This window comes from Limnochorda pilosa, from assembly GCF_001544015.1.
GTDB classification, from domain to species: Bacteria; Bacillota; Limnochordia; order Limnochordales; family Limnochordaceae; genus Limnochorda; species Limnochorda pilosa.
The window spans coordinates 258,465-277,665 of the sequence record NZ_AP014924.1 but is presented as its reverse complement, the minus strand read 5'-3'; the positions used below and the strand labels follow the sequence as shown (position 1 = coordinate 277,665).

The window sequence follows — 19,201 nt, the reverse complement described above, 5'->3', positions numbered from 1 at the left end:
GCCTCCCTTTCTGGTCTGCCCCATGGTCTCCAGGCAAACGCGCCGGGCCCGGCGGCGCGCCCCAGGCACGCCTCCGGGCCCCTGATCGCTCACGTCTCTGGCCTCAGAGGTACTGTTTGTTCACGGATCCGTCGCCATCGTGTGGATCGGCCATCAGCTACATGGTATCATACACGCCTGTACGTGGCGACGGGTCAGGCGATACGCGATCGATCATCGGCCTTACAGCACGCCCATCCAGCGCGCGACCTCCAGCACGTCCGGAATGGGCTCCCGCCAAAGCCACTGCCCCAGATGTGCTTGATCCTCAGCCCCAGGACTTCCGCAAGGCCCGACCGGCCCCGGCCGACCCCGTGGTGGCAGTGAGACGAGAAAGGCGGGATATGCTGCCACGATCCGGGCCACACTCTTTCCCGCGTTCCTCACGGACCGGAAGAGGGGGCAGCCCGTTTGGCGGGGACGGCAGGCGCGGGGGACGGGACGTTCATCGGCGTGGACATCGGCTCGGCCACCGTGAAGGTGGCCGGCGTCGACCGCGGCGGGCAGATGGTGGGCTCACCGGTCTATCTCCGGCACGACCGATTTCCCGGGCAGGTGGACGCCGTCAAGTTCGCCCTGCGCCAGTACCTGGAGCAGGGCGGCGTCAGGGTGGCGGGGGTCGGAACCACCGGGAGCGGCCGTGAGCTGGTGCGCAAGGTGATCGGAGCCGACGTGAGCCGTACCGAGATCTTCGCCCACGTCATGGGCATCCGTCACCTGGTGCAGCAGCGAGAGGTCTGGACGGAAGGCGCCGACGGGCGGCCGCGGCCTCTGGATCGGATTGGGACCGTCCTGGAGATCGGCGGCCAGGATTCGAAGGTCGTCGTCTTCTCCGAGGAAGGCCTGCCCATCTACTTCAACATGAACACCATCTGCTCGGCCGGCACGGGGGAGTTCCTCAAGCAGCTCGCCGACGACGCCGGCATCGACCTGCGCGATTTCGGGGCCATCGCCCTCCGATCCACCGCGGCGGCCCGCATCGACGCCACCTGCACGGTCTTCTCCAAGCGCGACTTTCGCCACATGACCCAGAAGGGCGTGGCCCTGCCGGACCGCCTGATGGGTATCTGTATCGCCCTGGTCAACAACTACATGCAGGGCGTCGTGAAGAACCGGCCGCTGCCGGACCCGGTGGTCTTCCAGGGTGGGACCGCCTTCAACGCGGCGGTGCGGCGCGCGTTCGAACGGCGTTTGGGCACGCGGGTGATCGTGCCGCCACACAACGACGTGGTGGGTGCCCTCGGCATGGCGGTGATCGTCCGCGACCTGATGCTGGGCATGGACACCGTGGCCACCCAGTTCAAGGACGACTTCTTCGAGCGGACCTACGAGAGCCAGGTGCGCTACTGCCACGGGTGTCAGAACGCGTGCGAGCTGACCCAGCCCCTGGAGAGGGTGGGTCAGGAGCGGATCGTCCTGGATACCATGGGCGGGCGCTGCGAGGGTTGCCTGAATCCCCGGAACGTCAAGGAGGTGCCTCAGAGACCCCAGGAGATTGAGCTTCCCATCATTCGCACCCCCCTCCGGGGGGCTCCGCTCGGCGCCGGCGGCGCCCGGGTGCGCGCGTCCCACGGCCGTTTCTTCGCCGGGATCGACGGCGGCTCCCGCGGCACCAAGTGGGCCGTGGTCGAGAGCCTCGGGGAGAAGGTGGACGTGGTGGCCGTGGGCTCGGAGGACACCGCCGGGGATGCCATGGGCGCGATCCTCCGCGCCGTGGGCCGGATCAGGGATACCCTGCCCGACCCGGGGCTCCTGGGGGGAATCGGCACCACCGGCAGCGCTGGCGAGCTGGCCCGGGACATGATCACCACCCGCCCGGACCGGACGGCGGACTGCCTCAGCACCGAGATCCTGGCGCATTACACCTGGGCGGCCCACATGGTCCCCGGCGTCGGGACGATCATGGACATCGGCGGCAACGACCTCAAGATCATCTGCGTGAAGGAGACGGGCCTGGACTTTGCCATGAACGACAAGTGTGCGGCCGGGTCCGGCTCCTTCGTCGAAGCGGTGGCGAGGCGGTTCGGCGTTCCGCTGGAGGAGTACGCCCCCACGGCCCTGGAGTCGAGGGACCCGACCCGCATCGCCGGCCGGTGCGCCGTCTTCGGAGAGTCGGACATCGTGCACAAGTCCAGGACCGGCTTTCCGACCCGGGACCTTTTCATGGGCCTGGCCTTCAGCATCTGCCGGACGTACCTCTCCGACGTCGCCCGGGGCAAGCCGATCCGGCTGCCCGTCGTCGCCCAGGGGGGCACCTTCCTCAACGAGGCCGTTCAGGAGGCGTTCCGCCGCACCCTGCGGCTCGGGCCGGAGGAGTTCATCGTGGCTTCAGACAGACGCTTCGTGCTGGGGGCCGGGGCGTTGGGGGCGGCGCTCCTCAGCAAGGCCCGGTTCGAGGAGGGCTTCGACTCCTCCTTCAAGGGTTTCGAGCGGGTGCTGGGGGCCTCCTTTCGGATGGTCACGACGACCTGCGACCACGGGCCGTGCCCGCGCCGATGCCAGGGGGTCCTGGCTCTCCTGGAGGACGGTCGGCCCGTGGCCGGCTATAGGTCCATCGACTGCGACTTCGGCCTCTTCGACGGGATGATCACCACGGAGGCGGCAAGGCAGCGGGTCGGTGAGCAGCTGGAAGGGGTGGTGCTTGCTTGAGCGCGCACCAGGGGGAGATGCCAGGAAGCCTCGCACCCAAGGTGGGGATCGTCCACGCGTTCAGCGGTCACTACCGGTCCGTGCACGTCATCTCGCGGTTCTTGCACCACGCGGGGGTCCGCCTGGTCCAGAGCCGCGTCACGACGCCGGAGATCCTCGCCGCGGGAACCACGTTCGCCAGCCAGGACTTCTGCATTCCCTTGCGGGCGTACGTGGGGCACGTCTACCACCTGGTCAAGGAACATAGGGACCTGGAGTGCATCGTGGCGCCGAACGTCCTCAGCGAGGACGCGTCCAGCTCCACCTGCTCCAAGTACCGCGACGTGGGCGGCGTCAGCATCCGTTCCCTGGGGACCACCGTGGGCTACACGCTGAAGTTCGCCGCGCCCCGATGGCGGGAACGGATGAGCCGTCTGGCCGGCAGGGCCGAGGTGGAGCGGCTGCTGGGGCAGGCGTCCAACCTCCCCCGGATCATCCAGCCCAACGTCCGGCTGCTGGAGCCCGTCCACATGCGGAACGTCTGCTTCGATACCTACGCCGACATCTTCCGCCTGCCGCGGTGGGTGCGGGGTGAGTTCTTCATCCCCGGAGCGCTGCGCCGCTGGCTGGCGCCTCGTCTCTCCCGGGTCGAGCAGGCCTTCGACCGGGCCTGGGCGGAGGTGATGGCCCCCCGGCACGCCCGCCTGAACGCGCTCCTGCGGGATGAGAGCCGGGTCCGCCTCGCCATCGTGGGGCGAAGCTACCTGGTGCACGACCCGGCCCTGACGTGTGACCTGAGGACGTTCTTCCAGAAGGCCGGGGCGGCGGTGTTGACTGCGGAGGACGTCCCGTTCGAGCTCCTGCGCGAGCGTTACCTCCGGGTCAAGGGGTTCTACGACACCCACCGCCTGGGGGAGGCGTTCATCGACTGGGCGACCACCGTCGTCGACGGCTTCGTCATCGTGGGGAGCTTCGGGTGCCATCCCGACGCCTTCATGGTGGACTACCTGGCGGACGTGGTACGGGAGAGAGGCCTCCCCTGCTGGACCTTCAAGTACGACGAGCAGGCGGGCAGCGCCGGCTTTCGCACCCGGTACGAGACGATCCTGGGCTTCTTGCAGGAGCGCCGGGACCAGCGGGTTGCACGGCGCCCCCAGATCGGGGCGACTTCGGCAGAACCCACCGGCACGTTCAACGATGCAGGGACGGAGGGGTAGTTCGTGGCTGCGATGGAGCCCGTATTCATCTGGCCGCACATGGGCCACACCCTGGACCTCATGGTGCACGAGCTCTTCACCCAGGTGGGGCTGGAGCGGTTCCTCTGGCTCCCCGGACCCGTTTCTGAGGAATCGATCGACCTGGGGAACAACCGGTACACCGAGTCGTGCTCCCCTTACGCGTGCAGCACCGGAAGCCTGAAAGAGAGCCTGCGCTCCCTCCTCCGCCACCTGGAGGACGACGCGGAGAGGACGGGGCGGCCGGTGGAGCCCCGGCGCATCGTCTGCCTGATGGCCGGGGCCCGGGGGCCCTGCACCTTCGGGTGGTATGCCATCGTGCAGGAGAGACACCTGCCGCAGGAGTTCGCGCACGATCTCGAAAAGCACGGCCATACCTTCGAGATGACCACCCTGGGCCTCTCCGGAGGCGCCCCGGACTTCCTCCGCCAGCTGGCCCGCCTGGGGAACCCCGAGAGGCTGGCAGGCGCCGTGGAGTACCTGGACGCCTGGGAGCACGGGCTGGAGCGGCTGCCGGTCCACCAGCGGCTCCGCGCCAGGCTGAGGCTCGCGCTCTGCGTGGACCGCCTGCTGCGGCCGGTGCGCGCCAAGATGGAAGCAGCGGAGGCCGTACGAGCCCGGTCCCTCGCCGTGCGGGCTCACGAGCAGGAACCGGGAGCGACGACCCGGGCCTACCGGGAGGGGCTCGCGCTCCTCCGGGATGCCCACGGCGTGGCGGCCATCAGGGGAGCGCGGGAGAAGGCCCTGAGGCTCCTGGACCTCGTGCCCCGCGACGGGGCGATCCGGCCGCGCATCGGCGTGGTAGGGGAGATCTACATCGCCCTCACCTCCTTCGCCAACCGGGGAGCGATCGAGAACCTGCTCGGCCGGGCCGGCGTCGAGGTGGTCGAGGGCATCACCTTGAGCAGCTTCCTGGACGGCATGCTCCGGGAAGCCAGGCGCAGGGGCTGGGCCAAGCACCCGCTGCTGCAGCCGGTGCTGGAGATCCTGCGGAAAAGGAACGTCAACCTCCTCGAAGAGAGACCCCGCACGCCCGGAGCGCGCCCCTTCATGCTCCGCGAGGTGGGCGGCGACGGCCTGCCCACGGTGGGGCACGCCCGGGAGCTGATCGAGCACGAGGGGGTGGACGGGATCCTCCACGTCTATCCCTTCAAGTGCATGCCGGAGGGGATGGCCAAGGATGCCTTGAACGAGATGTGCAACCTCTACGGCGTGCGGCTCCTCACGCTCTCGTTCGACAAGGAGACCGACATCGAGCGCCTCAAGACGGAGATCGGCACCTTCTCGGCCCTGCTGCAGATGGAGGTCCAGCGGCTCGGCGCCCCCGACCGGGAGAGGTTCCGCCGGAGCAAGCAGGCGCAGGTCCGCTGGCGCCAGGCTCTCGGGCGTCTGACGACCGCCATGCACGACGAGAACCGCCGGCGGCAGCACCTGGGATGAGTGATGCCTCGTGCTCGATGAACTTCTCACCCCGGTCTTGGCTCATGGCTTCGCCTGACCACGGCTCAGATGTGGTTGATCCCCAGCCCCAGGGTCTCGTGCTCGAAGCCCCGCACCGGGGCGCCGATGGTGCCGTAGAGGGCGACGGCCAGCCACTTGCCGTCCTCGGGGAAGCGCCGGCTGCGGGGCCCCCGGGCCACCGCGAAGGTGAGACCGGCGGTGCGGAGCACCTCGCCCAGGCCTAGCTGGCCGCGACCCACCCCGTGCAGGGCCTCCACGGTGGCGTGGTAGAGGGCGTGCTCCTCCCGGTACGACGCGTCGGAGACCAGGCCCTCCCGCTTGGCGCCCGTCTCCACCGCGGCGATCACCTTCTGGGTCTGCATGGAGCCGACGTGGCCCTTCATGAGGCGGATGTCCCGGCGCGCCGCCTCGCGCCGGATGGCTCCGTCCAACTCCTCGTCCCGGGAGAAGGCGTAGAGCACCGCTACACTCCCCAGGCCTCCCCCTGCCAGAGCGGCGATCACAGAAGACGCTCCGCTCAACGGGGCCGCCCCCCTGCTTCAGCCTCCACCCTCCGGTCGATCCCCCGCTCCCGGGCCATGAGCCCAGACGCGATCAGCTCTCGCCGGAGGGTAGCCGTGTCCCAGTGGAAGCTTCCCAGTACGGCGTTGACCTCCTTCTCCGGGTAGGGCCGGCCCGGCTCGAACCTGCGCGCCAGGGAGCGTAGGATGACCTGGCGCCTCTTCCGCTGCGCCGGAAGCGGCGACCGCCCATGTCACTGCCGCAGGGTGATGCTGCCGTTGCGCAGGGAGATCCGCAGCTGCCGCGACCCGTCGCCCAGCACCGCCTCGAAGCGACTCCGATCGCCGCTCCGGGAGACGGCCCGGCCCTGGAGAGCGCCGATGCGGTTCCAGAGCTGGCCCCCACGGGTCTCGGCGTCGATGCGGAAGCCCGGGGCCGCGGGGTCCAGGTCCACGGAGACATCGCCGTAGCGGCCGGATACCTGCAGGTCGTGGGTCAGGCGGCCGATCTCGGCACCGCTGAAGGAGAGCTCGAGCCGAAGGGGGCCGCGGATGCGGTCGGCCTGGACGGCGCCGTACGAGCTCTTCAGATCCAGGGCGGCCGCGCCCTCCACCTCGACCGCGCCGAACTCGAACCCACCGGTGACCGGCCCAGCCACCTGGCTCACCTGGGCGGCGCCATAGCCGCCGTCGATCTTCAGCGAGCCGCCCACGCCGGCCACCCGCACGGGCGCGAAGCGGCCGTGGACGTCCCAGTCGCCCTCCACTCGGCGGATGTCGGTCTCCTTGTACTGGTTATCCACCCGGGAGGGACCGGCCACACCCTGCACGTCCACGGACCCGAAGGCGTTGGAGAGGTCCACCCGCCCCCGGCGGGGCATCCGGATCTCGTAGTCGACCGAGATGCCGGCCACGCCCTGCGGGCGCGCGCCGGGCTCGATCACGTCCAGCGAGATGCCATCGCCTTCCCGGGCCGCTTCCACCCGCAACGGGCCCACGTAGGCGGCGGCCTGCTCCTCCTTCTCCGCGAAGACCGTGATGGTGTAGTCGATGGCCACGTCCTGGCGGTCCTCGCCCGTGACTCGGATGCTGCCCCGAGGGTTGGCGATGGTCACCACACCGCCCTCCGGCAAGGAAGCCGACGCCCGGCCCGAAACGGAGGCGTGGGCGCTGCCACCGACCACCTGCTGGGAGCCCATCCGGGCGAAGTCCCTCCACCCCCACGATGCCGAAGGGGACCCCGCATACCCGTCGATCACGGCCAGCACCGTCAGCACCAGCAGGCTCAGCAGAAAGATCCTTCGAGTGCGCATGGTCAACCCCTCCTCACACGTCCGCCGCCCGCTCCAGCAGGAGCGCCCCTACCGCGAAGAGGATCGCGGCGAAGAGCACGCTTCCCAGGAGCGGCGCGCTGTCCAGGATCACGGGCTGGCGAACCACCTGCGTTCGCATCGCGTCGCTGCTCACGCTCACACCCACCAGGGTGAGGTCCGGTACCCAGCGGAAGAGGTAGCCCAGGAGCCCCGAGATGCGCCCGGAGGCCCATCCCACCAGCACCGTCGCCCACAGGGCCACCAGGGCGCCGTAGCGGGCCACACTCCGCCACGCGGCGCTGACGAACTGGCCGAAGACCGACAGGTGGACGACGACCAGACCGCAGAGCAGGCCCACCTGCACCAGGTCCGCGAACCTCAGGTGCTGCCACAGCTCCTGCATGCCGCGCTGGACCAGGGGCCCGAAATAGACCAGGGAAGCCCCCCCCGCCACCACGGCCACCGCCAGGACCTGGAGCCAGATGGCCAGCAGCTTGGTGGCCTGCACCTGCCAGTAGGGAACGGGGAAGGCCAGCAGCATCTGGGCGTGGTCCCCGCTCCACTCGGAGCGCACGCTCTGGAAGCCGGCCCAGAGGCTCCAGAAAGGCAGGAGCCCCAGGGGGATGAGACTCAAGCCGCCGACGATCTCGGGTCCCCAGGCCCCGCGCCGGGTGGCCAGGAAGAGGTCCCACAGGACCGTGAGCCCGAGGAGCAGCGGGAAGAGGTTCTCCTGACCCCGCAGTTCCTTGCGCAGGAGCCTGCCGAAGCCGCGGGCCGTCATGCCCGTGAGGCGTGCCCCCATGCCCGAAGCGATCGCGCTCATGCGAACACCTCCTCGAAGATCTGCTGGAGGGAGCCGCCGTGCTCGTCGCGCAGCGCGTCGGCCTCACCCTCCAGGCGGATCCGGCCCGTCTCCAGGAAGACCACCCGCTCCAGGATCCCCTCCACCTCCCCCACCTCGTGGGTGGAGACCACCAGGGTCTGCTCGCCGCCCCGGTATTGACGGATGAGGCCCTGGATGATGCGAGCCCGGGAGGCGACGTCGATGCCCGAGAGAGGCTCGTCCAGGAGAAGCAGCGGCGCATTACGGGCCAGAGTCACCACCAGCCGCAGGCGGGCCCGCATGCCCTTGGAGAGGCTCCCCACCTTCGCGTCGGGGGTGAGGTTCATGAAGTGCAACAGCTCCTGGGCCCGCGCCGGATCCCAGTCGCCGTAGAAGGCACCCACCAGATCCAGCACCTGGCCCACCCGCATCCACCGGTGGAAGGGGTCCACCTCGGGCAGGTAGGCCACCCGGGCTTTGGTGGCGGTGCCCACGGGGAGGCCCTCCACCCTGATCTCGCCCGAGTCGGGGTGGACCAGCCCGGCGACGGTCTTGAGCAGCGTCGACTTGCCCGAGCCGTTGGGCCCCAGCAGGCCCAGCACCGTGCCCCGCTGGAGAATGAGGCTGATGCCGTTCACCGCGTCCGCTCCGGGGTAGCGCTTCACCAGGTCGTGAACCTCCAGCACGGGCGTCCCACCGCCGGCAGGCACCCGGCCGGCACCCTCTTCGAGCGGATTCCCGTCGCGCCCGGCGGCCCTGTCACGCTCACGCTCCGCCATGTCCATCCTCTCCTTCCCCGTGGCTCCCGAGGGCCCGCTCGACCCGTTTCCTGATCTCCGGCTCCTCGAAGCCGAGACCCCGCATTTCCTGCAGGAAGCGCTCCAGCGCCCGCTGGGCCATCTCTCCACGCAGCGACCGCACCAGCGCCGGATTCTGTGTCACGAAGGTTCCCTCTCCCCGAACGGTCTCGGTCATCTCGAGGCGCTCCATCTCCCGGTAGGCCCTCTGGACGGTATTGGGATTGACCCGCACCTGCACGGCCAGGTCGCGCTGGGAGGGGATCCGGTCCCCCGGCCGCAGCTCGCCCCGTGCGATGGCCCGCTTCACCTCGTCGACGATCTGCAGATAGATCGGGCGCGTTGCCGAGAAGTCGAGGTGCAGGGTGAACCCGTCGCCGCCCATGGTCCACCCTCCTTTCCGGATCGGGCCGCCCCGTCGCATAGCCTTTTCCGCATCCAGGCCGCATCGGGGAGCAGCTTACCCCTGAGATCTAGTGCACTAGTATCATAGTGCACACGTGATACGGCTGTCAAGGGACTCCCGCAAAAAGAACCCCGGCCGGAGCCGGGGCGTGGAGGAGGCGGGCTCGGGCTTCACACCCTGGCCCAGGCCTCCCGCAACGTGCGCTTGGCGTTGGCGATGACCAGCTCGGAGCTCTCCCCTGGCTGGGGCTTCACCTCGAAGGCCACCACCGGCCGCTCCTTGGGATTCGGTCCCAGGTAGCCGATCTGCAGCAGCACCCGAAGGAAGTCCGCGAGCTGGGGGACCTCCACCTCGCCACCCGCGATGCCGAACCTCGGGTGCTGGTCGCCGTAGAGCGGGTGGGAGGGGTCCTTCACACAGTTGCCCACATGGGCGTGGACGAGGTGGTCCCGAGCGTTACCGAGGGCGCCGGCTGGTTCCTCGTCCTGCAGGGGCAGGTGCGAGAGGTCCAGCATGAGGCCGAAATTGTCGTACCGGGCGCGGATCCGCTTGGCGAGGGCGGCCGCCTCCCCGGACGGGCCCATGAGGGCCCTCTTGTCCACGGTGCGGTCGAAGGTCTCCAGGATCACGGTGGTGCCCTTCGGCGCTGCGTGGGCACAGAGCTCCTCCAGAGAGACAGCCAGGCGATCGGTGGCGGCGGCCCGCTCGGCCTCGCCGGGGTCCCTCCCCGAGAGGAGTGCCACCCGGTGGATGCCCATGGCGTCCGCCTCGTCGATGGCCGCCTTCAGCTCTTCCACCGCCCGCCGCCGGGCGGCCTCGCCGGCGGCGTTCAGGTCCAGCTTGCCGCCCAGCTCGATCGGCTGGGCGCCGAAGCCCACCGCCATCTGCGCCTGATCCAGGATCCGGGCCACCCGCTCGCGCTCGGCCGGATCCTTCACCCGGGTGATCTCTATGGCCTCGAAGAAGTCATCCTCCGCGATGCGCCGGACCGTCTCCGCCACCGTACCCTCGGCCTCGGCCGCGGGAAAGGCCATGAAGTGGACGATCCCCACCCGCATGTACGCTTCGATGGGTTCCCTCACGTTCCTCACTCCTTCCCCCAGGCCTCAGGGTTGACCAGGTTGGGCGGGCGGTGACCCCGGAGCGCCTCCAGAAGGTTGGTGGCGGCGATTTCCGCCATCTTGGCCCGGGTCTCGAGGCTGCCGCTCGCGATGTGGGGCACCAGGACCGTGTTCGGGAGATCGGCCAGCCCCGGGGCCATCTCAGGCTCCCGCTCGAAGACGTCCAACCCTGCGCCGGCGATCTGCCCCGTGCGGAGGGCTTCCACCAGGGCCGCCTCGTCCACCACGGGCCCCCGGGCGGCGTTGATCAGGATCGCGCTGGGCTTCATCCGCTCCAGCTGCGGGCGCCCGATGAGGTGGTGGGTCCTCTCGTTCAGGTCCACGTGGAGGGTGACGAAGTCGGCCTCGGCCAGGAGGTCGTCCATCTCGCGGAAGACAACCCCGAGTTGCTGCTCCTCGGCTTCGCTGCGCCGGCGGACGTCGTGGTAGAGCACGGTCATGCCAAAGCCTCGAGCCCGGCGGGCCATCGCCTCGCCGATGCGCCCGAAGCCGACGATCCCCAGCGTCTTGCCGTACACGTCCGGGCCCAGGAAGAGGGTGGGCGACCAACCCGCGTACTTCCCGGCCCGCATGTAGGCGTCGGCCTCCACGAGGCGCCGGGCCGTCGCCATCAAGAGGGCCCAGGCCAGGTCCGCCGTGGTCTCGGTGAGCACGCCCGGCGTGTTGGTCACCAGGATCCCCCGGCGGGTGGCCTCGGCCACGTCGATGTTGTTGAAACCCACAGCGTAGTTGGCGATCACCCGCAGCTGCGGCCCCGCAGCCTCCATGAGCTCCGCGTCGATGGCCTCGGTGAGCAGGGGGAGCAGCCCCTCCACGCCCCGGACCCGCCGTAGCAGCTCCTCCCTGGGAATGGGGCGGTCGCCTTCGTAGACGCTCGCGTCGCACTCCTCCGCCACGAGCTCGAGGCCCGGTGACGGCAGCCGCCGGGTGACGAAGACCTTCCACTTGGCCAAGAACGGTTCCCCCTTTTTCATGGTGCAGCGTTCGGGGCGGGCCTTCGACCCGCGGTGGCCGGCCGGGCCCCGCAAGGACCCGGGCGTCCCGTCTTCAGCCTACCCCGTGTTGCCGGGCGGTCCGGCGGCCTCCGGCCGCACTCGGGCCGCCTCCTCGGGGTCCTGCAGGAGGTCGCCCTCCACCTGGCGCAGGTGGGTGTGCATGGCGGCTTCGGCGGCCTGGGCATCGCCCCGCCGGATCGCCTCCAGGAGTTCCCGATGCTGCTCCAGGTAGAGCCGTGCCCGTCCGGGGTGCTCGTAGGTCCGCCCCTTGAGGCGGGTCCAGAGCGGGTGGGTCATCCGCTCCAGCACCGCTTCGGTGAGGCTCTGGAAGAGCGGGTTGCCCGTGGCGCGCGCCACGGCCCGGTGGAAGTGCAGGTCCAGCTCGCTCGGAAACCGGCCCGTGGCCTCCAAGTGGCTGCCCATCTCCCCCACCAGCCGGTCCAGCGTCTCCAGGTCCTGCTCCCCCGCACGCCGGGTCGCGAGGGCGGCGGCGGCCGGCTCCAGGGCCAGGCGCACCTCCAGCAGGTGGAAGGGGCTGTCGGCCAGGTCGGGCTCCCACGTCACGGCCGGCGAGCGCTCCCGGGCGCTTTCGGCCACGTAGATGCCGCGGCCGTTGACGATGGTCAGGTATCCTTGGATCTCCAGGGCCGCCAGCGCTTCCCTCAGCGTGGGGCGGCTGGAGCCCAAGTGGTGAGCCAGCTCCCGCTCGGGGGGCAGCTTCTCGCCCGGCAAGAGCGTGCCCTGCTCGATGAGGCCCCGGAGCTGCTCGACGATCTCCACGTAGCCCTTCTTGCGCTGGATGGCCCTGAACTTCTCCATGTCGCTGCCCCCGTCGCCCCGCGACCTGCCCGCCCACGCGCTCAGCGAAGCCTGGGTTCCAGGCTTCCTGGCTCTCTGACCACTTGGGTTCGCCGCCGGGGCCCCGGCTCCTTCCCGGGGTCTCCCTCCCACGCGTGGGGGCCCTGCCCGGCGGGGCTCAGGCCTCCCGCCCCGCCAGCCTCTCCCGCTCCTGGAGCCTTTCCTTCATCTCACGCAGGCGCTCTCCAGCCAGGGGGTAGAAGTGGAGGGCCAAGAGGGCCAGAAGGCTGACACCGATGGGAATGGCGGTCATGAGCAGGCGCATCCCCAGTACGGCCGACGCGGGCTGAACGGCCAGCTCGGCGTCGTACCCGGTGGCGGTGAGGACCGCGCTCTGGATGAAGCCCTGGGCCGAGATGTTCAGACGGATGATGAGCGCGTGAACGCCGAAGTACATGCCTTCCCGGCGAGCGCCGGACTTCACGGCATCCTCGTCAATGACGTCCGAGAGGAGGACGTCCAGGAGCAGGAGGATGCCCCCCAGGCCCGTTCCCACCGCTGCCGCTGCGGCGACGGCACTCGTCAGGTCGTTGGGGAACCAGAAGAGCACCAGCAGCAGGGTGAACAATCCAATCGAGCGCTGCATGGCCCGCTTGGGCCCCCAGGCCACGGTGAAGCGCCGCCAGACCAAGAGCGATACCAGGGTGACCAGGATGAGCCCCACCTGGATGAAGGTCAGCGCCACCGGCTCCAGCCTCAGGACGTACTTCACGTAGAAGGGCAGGGCCGCCAGCAAGAGCCCGAAGACCAGCTGGATCAGGAAGCTGGTGAGGGCGAAGGAGACGAACGACCCATTGACCAGGGTACGTGCCAGGGCCTCGTCCAGCCCCACGTCCTGACCGCGACGGGTCGGGTCCTCCTTCGCGCCCAGCATGCTCAGCGCCAAGGGGATGGCCGTGAGGGCACCGAAGAGCACGCCCATGGCGGGCCATCCGAGGGTGGAGTAGACGAGGGGGGCTCCCCCCAGGGCGCCTGCCAGGCCGATCAAGCCGAAGACCTGCCGCCACGCGGACACCTGGGCCCGCTCCTCCAGGCTGGGGAACATCTCCGGGAAGAGGGCGGTCCAGTTGAGCACGACCAGGGTATAGAAGAAGTCGAAAGCGAAGGTGACCGCCAGGAAGTAGGCCAGGGTGGGCCGGCCCTCCCCGAAGAAGAGGTGGGGTGACCAGACCAGGTAGAAGGCGATACCCAGCGGCACCACACCGGCCAGTACGTAGGGGATCCGCCGTCCCCAGCGGGTCCGCGTGCGGTCCGAAAGAAACCCCAGGACGGGGTCGTTGATGGCGTTCCAGAGCGAGTAGAGCGCCAGGCCGTAACCGACGACGGCCGGCGCCATCTTGGAGACATCGACGTAGAAGAAGAAGAGGTAGGCACCCAGGGCCTGGGCTCCAAGGGACGACCCCACGGCTCCCCCGCTGTAGACGAGCTTCCTCCAGGTGGACACGGCCCAGCCCCCCGCGCCTGGCATACCCGACCCCATGTACGTTCGAGGCGGCGGGGACGACACCTTCTCGCGGCATCCGGCCCCGCGGCGCGAGAGAAGCTGAGGGCGGGGTAGAGGACGCCCGCCGTCCTGCGACGAACGTTGCGGATAGCTCGTGCCGAGACGAGTCCGTCCCAGCCGCGACGAGGAGGCGACCGGCGCATGCCGACCGCGACCAGCCAGGCTCCCTCCGTGGAGAAGCCCGAACTCCAGGCGCTGCTTCAGATGCTGCCCGTACCGGACCTGCTCAAGGCCCGGCGGATCCTCTGCGTGCAGCCCCACCCCGACGACGTGGAGGTCGGTGCGGGCGGCACCATCGCCCGCTTGACGAGCTCAGGCGCGACGGTGGCCTATGTGACCGTCACCGACGGCGGGCTGGGCAGTCTGAACCCCCGGGATCCCCGCCGGGAGGTGGCGCTCCGCCGGCGCCGCGAGCAGGAGGAAGCGGCCCGTATCCTGGGCGTCTCCGAGCTCCGCTGGCTGGACTTCCCCGACGGGGGCGCCTACTCCGAGGACGAGGTGCGCGGGCGGCTGCTGGCGGAGATCGCCCGTTTCCAGCCCGAGACCGTGCTCACCGTGGACCCGTGGCTTCCCTACGAGGCCCACCCGGACCACCGCAAGACGGGCTTCGCGGCCGTGGGCGCAGCGCTCCTCTCCACCTTCCCGGGCGCGGCTGCGGCCCGCTCGGGCGCCGAGGGACCGGCCAAGGAGCCGGCGCCGGTTGCTCAGGGCAACCCCGCGGCCCAGGCCGTCACCTCCGTAGCCCTCTGCATCACCGCCTCGCCCAACACCTTCATCGACGTCACAACCACCTGGGAGCGGAAGATGGAGGCCATCCGGGCGCACGCAAGCCAGTTCCCCGAGGTGAGCTGGCCCTTCTTCGAAAGCTACTTCAGCGCCAAAGCCGCGGAGTACGGAAGGCAGGTGGAGGCCGAACGGGCCGAGGCGTTCAAGGTGCTGGCGCCCGTCCACCTCCACGTCAACCCGGACGCCATGTGGATCTAGCCCGAAGGGGTTCAGAAACGCCACCGCAGCCAGAAGAGGGCGCCCAACCTTCCCTCCCTGGGGCAGGGCGGCTGGGGCGGTTCGCCCTCTTCTGCCGCGGGATGAATGCCTTCCAAACCCAGGGGCGCACAGAGACCTGCGTACGCTTGCCACGGGCCCGCGGGTGTCCACCGGGCGCCGAGCTCCAGCGCCAGCGGATCGGTGCGCACGTGGATCGAGACGTCCACGCTGTAGAGGAGGAACCGGCGGGCTCCGGCCTCCAACCGCGGCGGCCCTTCTCGCACGAAGCGGGGCCCCACCTGAAGCCAGAGAGCGGCATACGCATTGAGGGGGACGGGCACCAGGGCGGCGGCGGCCACTCCGTCCCCCGCTACGTCCAGGACTGCTCCAGGGCCGGCGAGCTGCGGTCCTTGGGAGAGGTCCACCCAGAGGATCTCGGCCCTGGATACCGGCTCCTCGCTGGATCCGACCGGGTTCGGCGGCGCGCCTCCCCCGGCGACATGGACCACCAGGGAACGGGGAAGGGCGTTGTGCGGCTCCGGCCCCAGCGCGCCGCAGGATACCGGGGTCAGGCCCAACGCATGGCCGATGCACCGGGCGATGAGGGCATGGCCTTCGGGGCTGGGGTGCGGATCCCCCCGGGTGATCCAGGTGAGGCGCCCGGCCTTGCCCGCAAAGGCCTCGCGCAGCGGAACCCATAGGGCATTGGACCCGGCCGCGACCTCTGCCATGTCCGCCCCGACTTCCTCCAGCCACGCGTCCGCGTCGGCTGCCAGTGGGTGGCCCGGCGGAAAGGGCGAGTAGAGCCCCGCCAGCACCACCACCCGCCCCGGCGCAGAGAGCCGCCGGAGGATCTCCTCCAGATTCGCCCGCAGCCGGCTTCGCACGTCGGGCCCCATGCGACCGGCCACCAGGGCGTGGTTTACGTCGTTTCCGCCCACGGTGATGACCACCAGGTGGGGGTCGAAGCGGAGGACGCTCTCCACGTGCCCGTGTGCGAGGACGTCCGCCGACGTGTCTCTCACGTGGGCGAAGGAGCGCACGTCCACCGGGCACCGTGAGGCGCCGGCCGCGATCCAGGCCAGCCCATGACCGTAGCCTGCCCCGGGTCCAGCGCCGACCCCCACGCCGATGGAGTCGCCCACGATGGCCAGGCGGAGGACCCCATCGGCACAGGTCCCCGCAACGCCGGCCTGACCCGCTCCGGCTGTGAGGACGAGGGCCGCGAGCGCGGCGAGGAGGGCCACGACGGTCCGGCGGGGAGGCTTGGCCCCGCGAAGCAGGCGGGGAAGGCGCGAGGTCTCCATCACCTCATGCCTACGCTGGGGCCGGAGCGGCGAACACCGGCCGGGACGGGATCAGGCATGGGCCCGGCCGGGCTGGCCGGGCCGTCTTGCCTGGAAGGAGGCAGGCAGGAAGGGCGAGTCGACGCTGGCGCGGTCAGACGGCGTCGATGGCGGCCCGCAACCGGTCGGCCGCCTGGGAGGCGATGGGATCAAGCTCAGGGTTGTCCACGATGCCCAGGGCCGCGTTCGGGTCGACCGCAGCCACCCGCGTCGCACCCTGGTGCTCGTACACGACCACGTTGCAGGGCAGGAGGAGGCCGATCTCGGTCTCCTTCTCCAGGGCCTGATGGGCCAAGCCGGGGTTGCAGGCCCCGAGGATCGTGTACCGGCCGGCCATCTCCACGCCCAGCTTCTCCTTCAGGATGGCGGGAACGTCCATCTCCCAGAGCACGCCGAAGCCCTGCTCCCTCAGCCGCTCCTGAAGACGGGCCACCGCCTGTTCGTACGGAAGGGATAGGTCCTTGCCGAAACCGTAGACACGCGCGCCCATGCGAAGATCCTCCTCCACCAGGGCATGCGGGCACGGGGGCCCGTCGGGTGTCACGAATGCGAGGCGTTATCAGTATAGCCCCGGGGCTATCTTTGGTCAACGGAAGGGGGAGGCGACGGTCGGGCAGGGGCGCGGGCCCCCGCCGGACCTGGGGAGGCCTGCCCTCGCCGGAAAGCGGCCACCAGCGCCTCGCGCTGAAGGCGGTACGCCTCCTCCGGAAGCTCGCGGCGCTGGAACGAGAGATCGAGCGAGGCCAGCCTGTCCACCCAGGGTGCCAGCGGATCCGCGGGGGTGCCGGCCCGTGACCGGCCCCGGCGGACCGGTCCCAGCAACCGTCGCCTCCCCAGGAGGAGGGCGCCGCCCAGCAGCGCGACCCCCAGCCCCAACGCCCACCGGCCGCCCCCAGGGAACGCGTCCAGCGGGTTGCGCGCCTGGGCCCCGGCCAGGACCGGGAGCCGCACGGCTTCCGCCAGGCGGACCAGAACCTGCCACCGATCGGCGGGCTCGCCCGGTTCCACCTGGTACACGTCCAGCTCCACGCCCTGGCTTTCCTGGCGCCCGGCGCGCGCCACCTTCAGCCCCGAGACCTCCAGCTCCCCAGGCCGGGCGAAGACGGTAGCACCGTGGCTTGCATAGGGAAGGGAGCGCTTCAGTGGCACGGGCCACTGCCCCGCCCAAAGCCGGTAGACGGCCTGGTAGCTCCGGGCCTCGCCCGGAGCCAGCGGCTCGGGGTCGCGGGGAGGCTCGCCGGGCCCGAGCCGCTCCACCAGCGTCGTGGGCTGTCCCCCCTCCCCCAGGCGGTCCACCCGGAGGCGAACGGCCCCTTCGGCTACGGGCAGGACCGGCGCCTCGACCGGCACGGCTCCCTCGTTCGCCAGCGTGAAGAGCTGGAAGACGTCCACCGCGGCGGCCTCCCGCTGGGTGACCACGAAGGCCTCGCCGGTGAGGCGCACCGCCGACTCGTCCGCTCTCACGGGCGCGGAGACCCCGATAAGGATGCCGAAGACGACGATCGCATGGCGAAGACCCAGCCGGCGTGCCGATCCGGCTGCAGCTGTGGAAGCCATGATGCGGCTCCTTTCGGTTCGGTAACGCTCCGCGCCCGCCGGGTCCGCCGGTGCTTCGCAGGGGCTGGAAGGTTCGACGCGGGCGCCCGTCGCGTTTCGTGATCGTTCTCATTGTACCATGCCGGGCCGGACCGGGGCGATCGGTGCTGTTGAGGCGCGTTCCCCGTGGCGCGTCGCGGTAGCGGCGGCCTCCTGCATGTGGTATCGTGGAACCGCAGGCCGTGCTTCCAGGAACGTTCGGCCTCGGGGAGGGCAGTGGGGTCATGGGAGGTGCCGGCACGGCGTCCGAAGGCCCGGCGATTCGCCGCGTGAACGTCCGCGGCTGCGCCACGGCCTACGTGGATCTGGGGCCGCCTGAGGGCCGTCCCGTTCTCTTCGTGCACGGTTTTGCCTCAGATCATGGCGTCTGGGCGGAGAACCTCCCGGCCGTCGCCGAGAAGCGCCGCGCCCTCGCCCTGGACCTGGTGGGCCACGGAGGCAGCGGCCGGCCGCTCGCGCCCTACACCGTCTCGTACTACGCCCGCCACGTGGCGGCCTTCATGGACGCCCTCGACCTGAAGGACGTGGCGCTCGTGGGCGTCTCGTTGGGAGGCGCGATCGTCGCTACGGTCGGCCTTCGCCATCCGGAGCGGCTGGCCCGCCTGGTCCTGGTGGACGCGGCGGGCGTGGGCCGTCGCCCTCAGTCGTGGGCCTCCCGCCAGCGCTTCATGCCCTCGCTCTTCTGGCAGGCGCTGGGCCGCCCCAGGCGGAGCGTCGTCAAACGGTTCCTGGAGGAGGCCATCTTCGCGTCTCCCCAGGCGGTGACCGGTACGTGGATCGAGCAGACCCTGGAGGCGCACCGGCACAGCCGGCTGGCGTCGCTCGTCACGGGCGTCACCCTCATGCTCCCCGACGCGTTCCTCTACCCGCGGCTCGACCGGCTCGGGCTGCCCACGCTGGTGATCTGGGGCTCCGAGGATCGCACCTTCCCGCTCCAGGACGGTCGCGACGCCGCGGCACGCATTCCGGGCGCCCGCCTGGAGATCCTGGATGGGATCGGGCACGTGCCCATGCAGGAGAGCCCGGAAGAGTTCAACCGGAGGCTGCTCGCCTTCTTGGGCGAGTAAGGCGCCCGCACAGGTGGCAGGCGCAGGGTGGTTGGCAGCGAAGGGTGAGCACGGGCGCGTCCGCAGGGTTGTTCGCGGTGTAAACCCGTGGTACACTACCATTGAATTCCATGCATGGTCCCGCCTCGCCGGGGGGGCAGCTCGTGTCTGTGCAAGCTCTGGAACAACGGATCAGGCGCTTGGAGGAGAGCGTGGCCCGAGTCGGCGGCGCCTTCGGCCAGGTCGACAAGCGTCTCTCCGGCGTGGAGGTGGCTCTGCACGAGCTCCGGACCGAGATGCGAGCCGGCGATGAGGCGATCCGACAGGAGCTCGGCCAGCAGCTGCTCGCCTTCCGTGGCGAGTTCAAGAGCGAGATGGCCGCCCTACGCGACGAGTTCAAGAGCGAGCAGGCGGCCTTACGCGACCAACTGAGGGCCGCCTGGAAGAGCGACGTTCACGCCATGCTGCGCTCGGACACCCGCTGGATCGTTACGCTCGTGATCACGACCTGGATCTCTCTGATGGCCGCCATCTGGCTCCGCTGAGGCA

General features: G+C 70.3%; 18 protein-coding genes and 1 pseudogene. 6 read left to right on the top strand and 13 right to left on the bottom strand.

Translation table 11 applies throughout. The features are described 5' to 3' along the window. Window positions 1–450 precede the first annotated feature (450 nt). The 3 genes from LIP_RS01260 to LIP_RS01250 are packed head-to-tail and all read left to right on the top strand — an operon-like array spanning window position 451 to window position 5,342. A complete protein-coding gene (locus tag LIP_RS01260) occupies window positions 451–2,688 on the top strand; it encodes an acyl-CoA dehydratase activase (RefSeq protein WP_068133273.1) in 2,238 nt (745 codons plus the stop codon). Beyond that, window positions 2,685–3,884, top strand: coding sequence for an acyl-CoA dehydratase activase-related protein (locus LIP_RS01255; protein ID WP_068133271.1), 1,200 nt, complete (start codon window positions 2,685–2,687; stop codon window positions 3,882–3,884). Before LIP_RS01260 ends, LIP_RS01255 begins: the two co-directional genes overlap by 4 nt. A 3-nt stretch (window positions 3,885–3,887) precedes the next feature. Further along, entirely contained in the window at window positions 3,888–5,342 is a 1,455-nt protein-coding gene (locus LIP_RS01250; RefSeq protein ID WP_068133268.1) for a hypothetical protein, read from the top strand. A gap of 65 nt (window positions 5,343–5,407) precedes the next feature. Here the strand turns inward: LIP_RS01250 and LIP_RS01245 are convergent, their stop codons facing one another. From LIP_RS01245 to LIP_RS01205, 10 genes and pseudogenes are all read right to left on the bottom strand, one after another. Then, the gene (locus LIP_RS01245; RefSeq protein WP_068141303.1) at window positions 5,408–5,863 is read right to left on the bottom strand and encodes a HutP family protein; all 456 of its coding nucleotides are present in this window, start codon (window positions 5,861–5,863) and stop codon (window positions 5,408–5,410) included. 17 nt (window positions 5,864–5,880) lie between these two features. Then, window positions 5,881–6,090, bottom strand: a pseudogene (locus LIP_RS20250) (DUF2087 domain-containing protein); the annotation flags it as partial. Window positions 6,091–6,117: 27 nt separating this feature from the next. Then, window positions 6,118–7,176, bottom strand: a complete 1,059-nt coding sequence (locus LIP_RS01240; protein WP_068133264.1) for a DUF4097 family beta strand repeat-containing protein — start codon at window positions 7,174–7,176, stop codon at window positions 6,118–6,120. A gap of 13 nt (window positions 7,177–7,189) precedes the next feature. After that, complete coding sequence (locus LIP_RS01235) at window positions 7,190–7,999, bottom strand: hypothetical protein (RefSeq protein ID WP_068133261.1); 810 nt, start codon at window positions 7,997–7,999, stop codon at window positions 7,190–7,192. After that, complete coding sequence (locus LIP_RS01230) at window positions 7,996–8,778, bottom strand: ABC transporter ATP-binding protein (RefSeq protein WP_068133257.1); 783 nt, start codon at window positions 8,776–8,778, stop codon at window positions 7,996–7,998. The genes LIP_RS01235 and LIP_RS01230 overlap by 4 nt, the downstream gene beginning before the upstream one ends. Then, window positions 8,765–9,181 carry a GntR family transcriptional regulator gene (locus LIP_RS01225; RefSeq protein ID WP_068133254.1) on the bottom strand — a complete coding sequence of 139 codons (417 nt, stop codon included), beginning with the start codon at window positions 9,179–9,181 and terminating at the stop codon, window positions 8,765–8,767. Before LIP_RS01225 ends, LIP_RS01230 begins: the two co-directional genes overlap by 14 nt. A 191-nt stretch (window positions 9,182–9,372) precedes the next feature. Beyond that, window positions 9,373–10,284, bottom strand: coding sequence for a sugar phosphate isomerase/epimerase family protein (locus LIP_RS01220; protein WP_068141301.1), 912 nt, complete (start codon window positions 10,282–10,284; stop codon window positions 9,373–9,375). A gap of 5 nt (window positions 10,285–10,289) precedes the next feature. Then, window positions 10,290–11,276: a 2-hydroxyacid dehydrogenase gene (locus LIP_RS01215; protein ID WP_144440262.1), complete on the bottom strand. Its 987-nt coding sequence runs from the start codon at window positions 11,274–11,276 to the stop codon at window positions 10,290–10,292. Between the two features lie 99 nt (window positions 11,277–11,375). Next, the gene (locus LIP_RS01210; RefSeq protein WP_068133248.1) at window positions 11,376–12,137 is read right to left on the bottom strand and encodes a FadR/GntR family transcriptional regulator; all 762 of its coding nucleotides are present in this window, start codon (window positions 12,135–12,137) and stop codon (window positions 11,376–11,378) included. Between the two features lie 157 nt (window positions 12,138–12,294). Beyond that, the gene (locus tag LIP_RS01205) at window positions 12,295–13,620 is read right to left on the bottom strand and encodes an MFS transporter (protein ID WP_068133245.1); all 1,326 of its coding nucleotides are present in this window, start codon (window positions 13,618–13,620) and stop codon (window positions 12,295–12,297) included. A gap of 201 nt (window positions 13,621–13,821) precedes the next feature. On the opposite strand from LIP_RS01205, the gene LIP_RS01200 reads away from it, so the two are divergent. Beyond that, on the top strand, window positions 13,822–14,664 hold the full coding sequence (locus LIP_RS01200) for a PIG-L deacetylase family protein (RefSeq protein WP_068133240.1): 843 nt from the start codon (window positions 13,822–13,824) through the stop codon (window positions 14,662–14,664). 11 nt (window positions 14,665–14,675) lie between these two features. Here LIP_RS01200 and LIP_RS01195 read toward each other — a convergent pair whose 3' ends face one another. The 3 genes from LIP_RS01195 to LIP_RS18270 all read right to left on the bottom strand — a co-directional run bounded on the left by LIP_RS01195 (window position 14,676) and on the right by LIP_RS18270 (window position 17,567). Continuing rightward, window positions 14,676–15,971 carry an SGNH/GDSL hydrolase family protein gene (locus LIP_RS01195; RefSeq protein ID WP_068133237.1) on the bottom strand — a complete coding sequence of 432 codons (1,296 nt, stop codon included), beginning with the start codon at window positions 15,969–15,971 and terminating at the stop codon, window positions 14,676–14,678. A 133-nt stretch (window positions 15,972–16,104) separates the two neighbouring features. Continuing rightward, entirely contained in the window at window positions 16,105–16,500 is a 396-nt protein-coding gene (locus tag LIP_RS01190; RefSeq protein WP_068133233.1) for a DUF302 domain-containing protein, read from the bottom strand. A gap of 86 nt (window positions 16,501–16,586) precedes the next feature. Then, the gene (locus LIP_RS18270) at window positions 16,587–17,567 is read right to left on the bottom strand and encodes a hypothetical protein (RefSeq protein ID WP_068133230.1); all 981 of its coding nucleotides are present in this window, start codon (window positions 17,565–17,567) and stop codon (window positions 16,587–16,589) included. 263 nt (window positions 17,568–17,830) lie between these two features. Between LIP_RS18270 and LIP_RS01180 the strand changes: the two genes are divergently transcribed. Both LIP_RS01180 and LIP_RS01175 read left to right on the top strand, forming a co-directional pair. Beyond that, the gene (locus LIP_RS01180) at window positions 17,831–18,673 is read left to right on the top strand and encodes an alpha/beta fold hydrolase (RefSeq protein WP_068133228.1); all 843 of its coding nucleotides are present in this window, start codon (window positions 17,831–17,833) and stop codon (window positions 18,671–18,673) included. Between the two features lie 143 nt (window positions 18,674–18,816). Further along, window positions 18,817–19,197, top strand: a complete 381-nt coding sequence (locus LIP_RS01175; RefSeq protein ID WP_068133226.1) for a hypothetical protein — start codon at window positions 18,817–18,819, stop codon at window positions 19,195–19,197. Window positions 19,198–19,201 lie beyond the last annotated feature (4 nt).